Raw genomic sequence first — 8387 nt, 5'->3', positions numbered from 1 at the left:
TCAGGACGCACGGTCGACCGGGTGCGCGTTCCGGACCGGCGGATGCCCGCCCAGGTGTGCCCGCGTACGGTCCGTCACATGAGCTACAGCCAGCCTGACCCCGCCGAAGAGACCACGCACGCCGAGGAGCCGGAGCAGCCGGACACAGACCGGTCGAACCTCGAGGAACACGGCGAGGAGCACGCCTCGCTGGAGATCGACGCGGACGACGTCCCGACGAGCGGCGACGACCAGTCCTGAAACCCATCCGGGGTTCTGTGTAGTGCGCCGATAATGGATATTATGTCAACTCGGGTAGCGGCCGCACACTGTCGTGTGCTTCCCCACCCGTTGCTCGACCGCACGATCGGCTCCGTGACGACCACCCCCGGCCGCGCGGCACTGCTCGAATCGAGCACTGGTCTCGCTACGTGTCGGACGAGGACCCGCGCCTCCGCGGAGAGCCACTCGACTCCACCGGGCCCTCGTTCTCGGTCTGCCGTGCGGACCGGTGAGTCAGCAGGATGACCACCGCGAGAGACCAGCTCGGCAGGAACCGTCGGAGCCGGGCCGTCCAAGAGACGTTCCTCGGCCGAGGGTGTCAGAACACCGCGACCGTCATGCCGGCGGACGTCGCCGGCCGGTCCATCGCGAGGATCGCCTCGGGGAGCTCGTCGAACCCGATCGTCCGACCGATCGACTCCGCCGGGCGGAGACGACCCGCGACGACGTCGTCGAGCATCGCGGCGTACTCCCCCACGGAGATGCCGTGACTGCCGAGCAGCTCGAGCTCGTCGCCGATCACGCGGCCCATCGGGATCGCCGGCACGGCCTCGTCGTCGAGCAGCAGCCCGACCTGGACGTGCCGACCGCGCGGCCGGAGTGAGTCCACCGCAGCGACGGAGGTGGCACGGCTGCCGAACGCGTCCACGGAGACGTGCGCACCACCACCGGTGACGGTCCGGACGGCGTCCGGGACCGCGTCGTCCATCGGCACTGCGATCGCGCCGAGGGCTTCCGCACGTGCGAGCGCTGCGGGCGAGACGTCCACCGCGACGACGTGCGCTCCGGCGGCGACCGCGACGATGACGGCCGACAGCCCGACTCCCCCGCAGCCGAAGACGGCCACCCACTCTCCCGCGGCGACCCGTCCCCGGGCGTGCAGGGCGTGGTACGCGGTGCCGAAGCGGCAGCCGAGCCCAGCGGCCTCGGCGAACCCGACGGCCTCCGGCAGCGCGACGAGGTTCACGTCCGCGTGCGGGACCACCACTGCCTCGGCGTACGAGCCCGGGAGCGTGAAGCCCGGCTGCTGCTGCCGGGTGCACACCTGCGTCGCGCCGTCCAGGCACTGCTCGCACTCGCCGCACGCGAAGACGAACGGCGCGGTGACCCGGTCCCCCACGGCGAACCCCCGGACTTCCGATCCGACCGACGACACCACGCCGGCGAACTCGTGCCCCGGGACGTGCGGCAGGTGTACCGAGTCGTCGTGCCCCTTCCACGCGTGCCAGTCGCTCCGACAGACACCGGTCGCGGCGACCCGGACGACCACGCAGTCGCTGGGTGCGGTCGGGTCCGGGACCTCGACGACCGCGGGGACGGAACCGAACTCGTCGTACTGGACTGCGCGCATCGGGCAATCCTGACAGACGGAGCCCGACGCGCGTGCTGTCCACAGATCGCGGATCGGCCGTTGCGGGCGGGACGCGACCGCCGCTTCACTGGCTGCATGAACGGACTGCGCTTCTCCGCCGACCCCGACGACCTCGACGTCGCCCGCGTGCACCGCTGGTTGAGCGAGGAGTCCTACTGGGCCCGCGGCCGTGATCGTGCGACGCAGGACGCGATCATCGCGGGCTCCCGGAACTTCGGGGTGTACGACGACGACTCGGGGCAGCAGCTCGGGTACGCGCGTGTGATCACCGACGGCGTGACGTTCGGCTGGCTCGCCGACGTCTTCGTCGACCCGGGATCGCGGGGCCGCGGGGTCGGCGTCGCCCTCGTGCGGGGTGTCACCGAGGCGATCGAGCCGCTCGGGCTGAAGCGGTTCGCGCTCTTCACCGCCGACGCCCACGGGTTGTACGAGCGGTTCGGGTTCCGCCCGCTCCCCGACGCCGCGGGCTGGATGATGCGTCCCGGCCCCGGGTTCGGTGCCGACGTGCACGACTGAACCGGGCGCTCTGCGACCCGGCCACGGGACGGAGCGAGCTCGCCCCGTCGCACGCGCGCCGTGCCTCCAGGCCGTCCCGCCCGCGGTGGCGACGTACTCGGTGAGCAGAAGGCGTCGGGTCCGTCCGTCCGACCCGACTTCTCCTGCTCACGAAGCGGCCGCGGGGCGCGCGCGGCGTGTCCCGTGGCGCGCCTCCGCCCCGCCCCTCAGTACGCGATGCGCCCGTCCCGGTCGTGGAACTCCCCCGTGGGGCCGTCCGCGCCGATCGTCGCCAGCGCCACCGTGGCGTCCGTCCCCTCGGTCACGGTCTGGTGCCCGCCGAACCCGTTGAACTCCGTCGCCGTGTACCCGGGGTCGCTCGCGTTCACCCGGAACCCGGGCAGGTTCTTCGCGTACTGCACGGTGAGGGCGATGAGCGCCGCCTTCGACGCCGCGTACGGCACCGCCGGCACCGGGTACTCGTCCCGACCCGGGGTCGTCAGCCACCGCGGGAAGCCAACACCCGAGGCCACGTTGACGATGACCGGGTTCGCCGACTCCCGCAGCAGCGACAGCGCAGCCTGCGTGACCCGGACGACGCCGGTCACGTTCGTGTCGAGCACCGCCGTGATCGCGTCGGCGTCCAGGTCGTCGACCCCGAACGACGTCCCGAGGATGCCGGCGTTGTTGACGAGCACATCGAGTCCGGGCAGTTCGCCGACCGCGCGCTCGACCGAGGCCTGGTCGGTGACGTCCAGCTGGACGACGTGCGCGCCGAGGGCCCGCGCTTCGTCCCCGGTGTCGGGGTCGCGCATGCCGGCGTACACGGTGTGCCCGGTCTCGACGAGGCGGCGGACGGTCTCGAGCCCCAGGCTGCGGTTGGCTCCGGTGATGAGTGTCGTTGTCATGCCCCCAGCCTCCGCCCCCGTGGCCGGGTCCCCCAGGCACCGCTCGACAGTGGGACCACCAGTACCAGGCAGGCCGGGAGGCGCAGGTCGAGGATGGTGGGCATGAGCGAGTTCGCGAGTGTGCTGCGTTCCTGGCGCGACCGGGTCCGTCCCGAAGCGGTCGGCCTGCCGGCCGGATCCGGTCGACGGACGCCCGGTCTCCGTCGCGAGGAGCTCGCTGCGCTCGCCGGTGTGAGCGTCGACTACGTCGTCCGCCTCGAGCAGGGACGGGCGACGAACCCGTCCCCGCAACTGCTCGGCGCGCTCGCCACCGCACTCCGGCTGTCCGATGCGGAGCGTGAGCACCTCCACCGGGTCGCGGGGACCGCGCTGCCGTCGCGCCGGATGGTCCCACGGCACGTGACGCCGGGCGTGCAGCGGATCATCGACCGCCTCGGCGACGTCCCGCTCGCCGTCTTCACCGCCGCGCACGACATCATCCTGTGGAACGCCCTCTGGGCCGCGATGACCGGTGACCCGTCGCGGTACACGGGCATGGACCGGAACCTCGTGTGGCGGCACTTCATGCACGGGCACGACGAAGTCGAGTTCGACGACGAGCACCAGGAGGAGTTCTCGAGCGATCTCGCGGCCGACCTCCGTGCCGCGGTGGGCCGGTACCCGGCGGATCGCGACCTCGCGGAGCTCGTCGCCCGCCTGCGTCGCGAGTCACCCGAGTTCGAGCGCCGCTGGGACACCGGCCGGGTCGCCGAGCACCGCGCGAGCCGCAAGCGCGTGCACACCTCGGTCGGCCCGATCGAGATCGACTGCGACGTGCTGAGCGTGCCGGGTGGGGACCTCCGCATCGTCGTCTACACGGCGGTCCCCGGTACCGAGGACGCCGCGAAGCTCGACCTCCTGCGCGTCACCGGTCTGCAGGAACTCACGCCGAGCTGAGCACGACCAGCCGCTCGGTCGCCCGGGTCATCGCCACGTACCGGTCGACCGGGCGCCACCGCTCGGGGTCCACCAGGACGATGAGGTCGAACTCGAGACCCTTCGTCGCCTCCGGGGGCAGGGAGCGGATCCGGTCCGTTCCCGCGTACCCGGCGTCACCGACCACGCAGGCGATGCCGTCGGCGCTCGTCGCCTGCCACGCGGCCAGGACGCTGTCCCGCTCGTCGACGGTCCCGACCTGCACGGGGATCCCGGAGTCCCGGATCGACGTGGGGACGTTCGCGTCCGCAACGGCCGCGCGGATGACCGGTTCGGCGACCGCCATGACCTCGGACGGCGTGCGGTAGTTGATCCGGAGCCGTGTGGTGCGCATGTTGTGCAGACCGACACGCCCGAGCCGCTCCTCCCACGACTCGGCGAACGGCTCGCGCGCCTGGGTCCGGTCCCCCACGATCGTGACGCTCCGGCTCGGGCAGCGTCGGAGCACCATGAGCCACTCGGCATCCGTGAGTTCCTGGGCCTCGTCGACGACGACGTGCGCGAACGGCCCGGCCAGGGCATCGATCTCCTCCGGAGCCGACACACTGTCGTCGTCGAGGCTGTTCCGCGCATCGGCCCCCCGCAGCATGCTCATCACGCGCAGCTCCGAGTCGTCCGCTGCGACGAGGTCCTCGATGACGCGGTCCATCCGCTCGCGCTCGGCCGCTCGGGCGGCGGCCGTCCGGCGTTCGCGGGCCGTGGCGCTCGGGTCGCCGATGCGTCGGCGCGCTGCGTCGAGCACGGGCAGGTCCGATCGGGTCCACGCGCGTGCGTCCTCGCGGTGCAGGAGCGCGCGGTCGGTCGCCGCGAGCTCGGGCGCGCACCGGGCGAGGTGGTCCGGCACCCCGAGCAGGTCCGCGACGACGCCGTCCGGGTCCAGGAGCGGCCAGGAACGGCGGAACGCCGCTCGGAGGACCTCGTTCTCGGCCACGGAGGCGCGGGTCGCGTCTCGTGGTGCGGCTCCGGTCAGGCGGCTGGTCACGATGTCGACCAGGGCGGCCCACACGTCGGCTCGCGCCGTGTTGTGCGGGTCCCCCGGGTCGGCCGCGTTGAACGCGTCGGCCCAGTCGTCCGGTGTCAGCGGCACGTCCGCCCAGTCCGTCTCGACGACGACCGTGCGTGCGGGCGGCTGCTCGTAGCCGTGGACGGCCCGCTCCACGGCCCGGGTGAGCGCGGCACCGGCCTTGACCCGCGCGACCTGCGGATCGGTCTCGGCGCGGACGTCGGTGCCCTCGGGGACCAGGTCGGCGAGGGTCGCCAGCCGCACGCCGTCCTCCCCGAGCGCCGGCAGCACGTCGCCGACGTAGTCGAGGTGGCCGTGCGTCGGTCCGACGAACAACACTCCCCCGTGCCGCGGTGCCACCCGCGGATCGGCGTACAGCAGGTAGGCGGCGCGGTGCAGGGCCACGACGGTCTTCCCGGTCCCCGGGCCGCCGTCGACCACGAGCGCTCCCGCGGAGTCCGCGCGGATCGCTGCGTCCTGGTCGGCCTGGATCGTCCCGAGGACGTCGCGCATCCGCGGGCTGCGGCTCGTCCCGAGGCTCGCGACGAAGGCGGACTGGTCGTCGAGGGCCGCGGTGTGCGCCAGCCCCTCCTCGGTGAACGCCTCGTCCCAGTAATCGACGATCCTGCCCTCTCGCCACCGGTAGCGCCGACGGCTCACGAGGCCACGGGGGTCCCCGTGCGACGCCGCGAAGAACGGCTCGGCGGTCGCCGAACGCCAGTCGACGAGCAGACGGTCGAGGGCCTGATCGGTCAGGCCCGAGCGGCCGACCCAGACCGGTCGCGGGCGGTCGGCGAACACCATCCGTCCGATGCACAGGTCGAGTCCGTACCGGCGCAGGGCGGCGAGCTCACGGGTGACCCGCCGGACCTCGGCGTCCCGTTCGACGGTGTACTCCCCACCGCCGGCCCGGGTCCGTCGGAGTTCGTCGAGTCGTCGTTCGAGGGTCCGGGTCGAGGTGGCGAGGGTTGCGGCGATCGCGGCGAAGTGCCGTTCGTCGTCGGCGATCAGGGCCGGGTCGGCCTTGTCGGCGAGGCGTTCGGGGAGGTCGAAGACAGTGGACGGCGTGGACACGGTGGACGATTCTCGGGCTCGAGGGGGGTCTTGCCGCAAGCCCCAGGTCCGGCCGTATCCTGGTCATGGCGGGAGGGGCCGTCACCGCGTCCGGTTGCACGATCGTCACCGTGCGCCCGTGATCGCGTCCACCACGGCCGCGACCGTCCGCTCGTCCGAGGCGTCGCGGACGAAGCGCGGCGAGCCGGTGTCGTCGACGACCACGTGTCGACCCTCCGCGAGCAGTGCACCCGCGCGCTCGTGCGCGATCGCCCACTCGTCGAGGGGGGATCCCCTGACCGCCGGCGAGGCCGCGTTCCTCGGGCCCCACCGAACGCCACCGGTGACCTCCGCTCCGACGTGTCAGCGCGCCTCGGCGAGCAGCGCGTCGACGGCGGCGAGGACCTCGGCGACCTCGGTGCGGGTCGTGTAGTCGACGTGGACGTCCGCGAAGCGCACGACGCCGCCGGCGTCGATGACGAACACCGACGGGAACGGGATCGCGGCGGTCGCGTCCGCGTTGCTGTCCGCGACGTCGAACCCGAGCGCCGTGTGCGCACCACGCGCCGCGGCACTCGGCTCCGTCACGATGCCGAACCGTCCGGCAAGCTCGTTCTCCGGGTCGGTGAGGACCGGGAAGGCGAGTTCGCCGTTCGCGATGGACTGCTCCGCGGCCTCCGGTGTCTGGGGCGACACGGCCACGAGCCGGGTGCCGCGACCCTCGAGCGCGGGCAACAGCTCCTGCTGGTACGTGCGCAGGGTGATGTTGCAGTAGGGGCACCAGGCGCCGCGGTAGAAGACGAGCACGGTCGGCGCATCGCCACGGACGGCGGAGAGCGAGGTCCGTTCTCCGGTCGGCGTCACGAGCGGGGCGTCCGGGGTCGTGTCGCCGACGCCGACGACGTCCCCTGGCACGCCCGCGGCACGGAGGTCCCGCTGCTCACCGTCGAACACCGCGGACAGGTCCGGGCCGATCTGGGCGGTGAAGCCCTCGTTGAATTCGTGCACCTGGCGGGCGATGGTCTGTTCGGTCACGGTCGGGCTCCTCGATGACGGGTTGTGCTGGCCACGGTGCCAGTGGATGGAGCGTAGGCAGGCGCGTCCGCTCCTGGCGCGATCGGCGTCACAGAGCGTCATGCCGCGGTGAACACCAGCGACGCGTTCTGCCCACCGAACCCGAACGAGTTGTTCAGCGCCGTTCGGATCGGCACCTCTCGCGCGGCCCCCGCGACCACGTCGAGCTCGACGGACGGGTCGAGGTGCTCGAGGTTCAGGGTCGCGGGGACGACCCCGGTCTCGATCGCGCGCAGGGCGAGGATCGCCTCGACGGCGCCCGCCGCACCGAACAGGTGGCCGATCGCTCCCTTCGGTGCGGTCACGACGGCGCCCGTGCCGACGGCGCGGGCGATGGCCGCGGCCTCGCCGACATCCCCGACGGGGGTGCTCGTCGCGTGTGCGTTGACGTGGTCGATGTCGGCGCCGGTCAGCCCGGCCATCCGGATCGCCGCCGTCATCGCGCGCTCCTGCTCGGAGCCGTCGGCGAGCGGCGCGGTGATGTGGAAGGCGTCCGACGTGATGCCCCAGCCGGCGAGGGTCCCGTGCGACGGCTGACGACGGGCAGCGGCGTGGTCGGCCCGCTCGAGCACGACGAACCCGGCGCCCTCCCCGAGCACGAACCCGCGGCGGTCGGCGTCGAAGGGCCGCGAGAGCGTCGTCGGGTCGTCGTCGCCGGGCTTCGCGAGCGCCTGCGACTGGGCGAACGACGCCATCGTCACCGGCGTCACGGCCGCCTCGGTCCCGCCGGCGATGACCACGTCAGCTTCCCCGGTGACGATGAGTCGCGCGGCCATCGCGATCGCCTCGGCGCCGGACGCGCAGGCCGACACCGTGGTGTAGGCGCCGGCACGTGCACCGAACGCGATGCTGATCTGCGCGGCGGCGGCGTTCGCCATGAGCATCGGCACCGTGCGCGGCGACACCCGACGTGCCCCTGACGTCCCGAGCACGTCGTGCGCGTCGAGGAGGGTCTCCACTCCCCCGATCCCGGTGCCGACGACGACGGCGAGCCGGTCCCCCGCCACCTCGGGTGCGCCGGCGTCCGCCCACGCCTCCTCCGCGGCGACGAGGGCGAGCTGCTGGCTGCGGTCGAGCCGGTTCGCGCGGACCCGTCCGAGCGCGGCGTCGGCGTCGAGTGCGGCGGCGGCCCCCACCCGGATCGGCACCTGGTCCCAGCGCGCTCCGGTCCGGTCGAGGACGCGAACTCCCGAGCGACCGGCGACGAGGGCGTCCCAGAGCGTGTCGACGCCGTGGCCGAACGGCG

General features: G+C 73.2%; 8 protein-coding genes. 3 read left to right on the top strand and 5 right to left on the bottom strand.

Going from position 1 to position 8387, the window contains the following annotated elements; all coding sequences use genetic code 11:
* Positions 1-78: 78 nt before the first annotated feature.
* Positions 79-240 (top strand): hypothetical protein, encoded by a 162-nt coding sequence (locus I5E_RS25535; protein WP_022907282.1) that lies wholly within the window; start codon positions 79-81, stop codon positions 238-240.
* 340 nt (positions 241-580) lie between these two features.
* Here the strand turns inward: I5E_RS25535 and I5E_RS12505 are convergent, their stop codons facing one another.
* Positions 581-1612 (bottom strand): alcohol dehydrogenase catalytic domain-containing protein, encoded by a 1032-nt coding sequence (locus I5E_RS12505; protein ID WP_022907281.1) that lies wholly within the window; start codon positions 1610-1612, stop codon positions 581-583.
* A 96-nt stretch (positions 1613-1708) separates the two neighbouring features.
* On the opposite strand from I5E_RS12505, the gene I5E_RS12500 reads away from it, so the two are divergent.
* On the top strand, positions 1709-2149 hold the full coding sequence (locus I5E_RS12500; RefSeq protein ID WP_022907280.1) for a GNAT family N-acetyltransferase: 441 nt from the start codon (positions 1709-1711) through the stop codon (positions 2147-2149).
* Positions 2150-2355: 206 nt separating this feature from the next.
* Here I5E_RS12500 and I5E_RS12495 read toward each other — a convergent pair whose 3' ends face one another.
* Complete coding sequence (locus tag I5E_RS12495; RefSeq protein WP_022907279.1) at positions 2356-3036, bottom strand: SDR family NAD(P)-dependent oxidoreductase; 681 nt, start codon at positions 3034-3036, stop codon at positions 2356-2358.
* A 102-nt stretch (positions 3037-3138) separates the two neighbouring features.
* Between I5E_RS12495 and I5E_RS12490 the strand changes: the two genes are divergently transcribed.
* On the top strand, positions 3139-3972 hold the full coding sequence (locus I5E_RS12490) for a helix-turn-helix transcriptional regulator (protein ID WP_022907278.1): 834 nt from the start codon (positions 3139-3141) through the stop codon (positions 3970-3972).
* Here I5E_RS12490 and helR read toward each other — a convergent pair.
* From helR to I5E_RS12470, 3 genes are all read right to left on the bottom strand, one after another.
* Entirely contained in the window at positions 3959-6088 is a 2130-nt protein-coding gene (gene helR, locus I5E_RS12485) for an RNA polymerase recycling motor ATPase HelR (RefSeq protein ID WP_022907277.1), read from the bottom strand. The two genes, I5E_RS12490 and helR, sit on opposite strands and share 14 nt — an antisense overlap.
* A 342-nt stretch (positions 6089-6430) precedes the next feature.
* Positions 6431-7102 carry a peroxiredoxin-like family protein gene (locus I5E_RS12475; RefSeq protein WP_022907275.1) on the bottom strand — a complete coding sequence of 224 codons (672 nt, stop codon included), beginning with the start codon at positions 7100-7102 and terminating at the stop codon, positions 6431-6433.
* 98 nt (positions 7103-7200) lie between these two features.
* Positions 7201-8387 (bottom strand): beta-ketoacyl-[acyl-carrier-protein] synthase family protein (locus I5E_RS12470; RefSeq protein WP_022907274.1); only part of this gene is annotated, 1187 nt, incomplete at its 5' end.

It is taken from the genome of Curtobacterium sp. B18, assembly GCF_000333375.1.
GTDB lineage: Bacteria > Actinomycetota > Actinomycetes > Actinomycetales > Microbacteriaceae > Curtobacterium.
The sequence above is the reverse complement of the archived record's forward strand: the minus strand, read 5'-3'. Positions and strand labels throughout refer to the sequence as shown.

Bases quoted from the DNA above. Each gene is read 5' to 3' on its own strand.
- I5E_RS25535 (WP_022907282.1), top strand. From the start codon at position 79: ATGAGCTACAGCCAGCCTGACCCCGCCGAAGAGACCACGCACGCCGAG.
- I5E_RS12505 (WP_022907281.1), bottom strand. From the start codon at position 1,612: ATGCGCGCAGTCCAGTACGACGAGTTCGGTTCCGTCCCCGCGGTCGTC.
- I5E_RS12500 (WP_022907280.1), top strand. From the start codon at position 1,709: ATGAACGGACTGCGCTTCTCCGCCGACCCCGACGACCTCGACGTCGCC.
- I5E_RS12495 (WP_022907279.1), bottom strand. From the start codon at position 3,036: ATGACAACGACACTCATCACCGGAGCCAACCGCAGCCTGGGGCTCGAG.
- I5E_RS12490 (WP_022907278.1), top strand. From the start codon at position 3,139: ATGAGCGAGTTCGCGAGTGTGCTGCGTTCCTGGCGCGACCGGGTCCGT.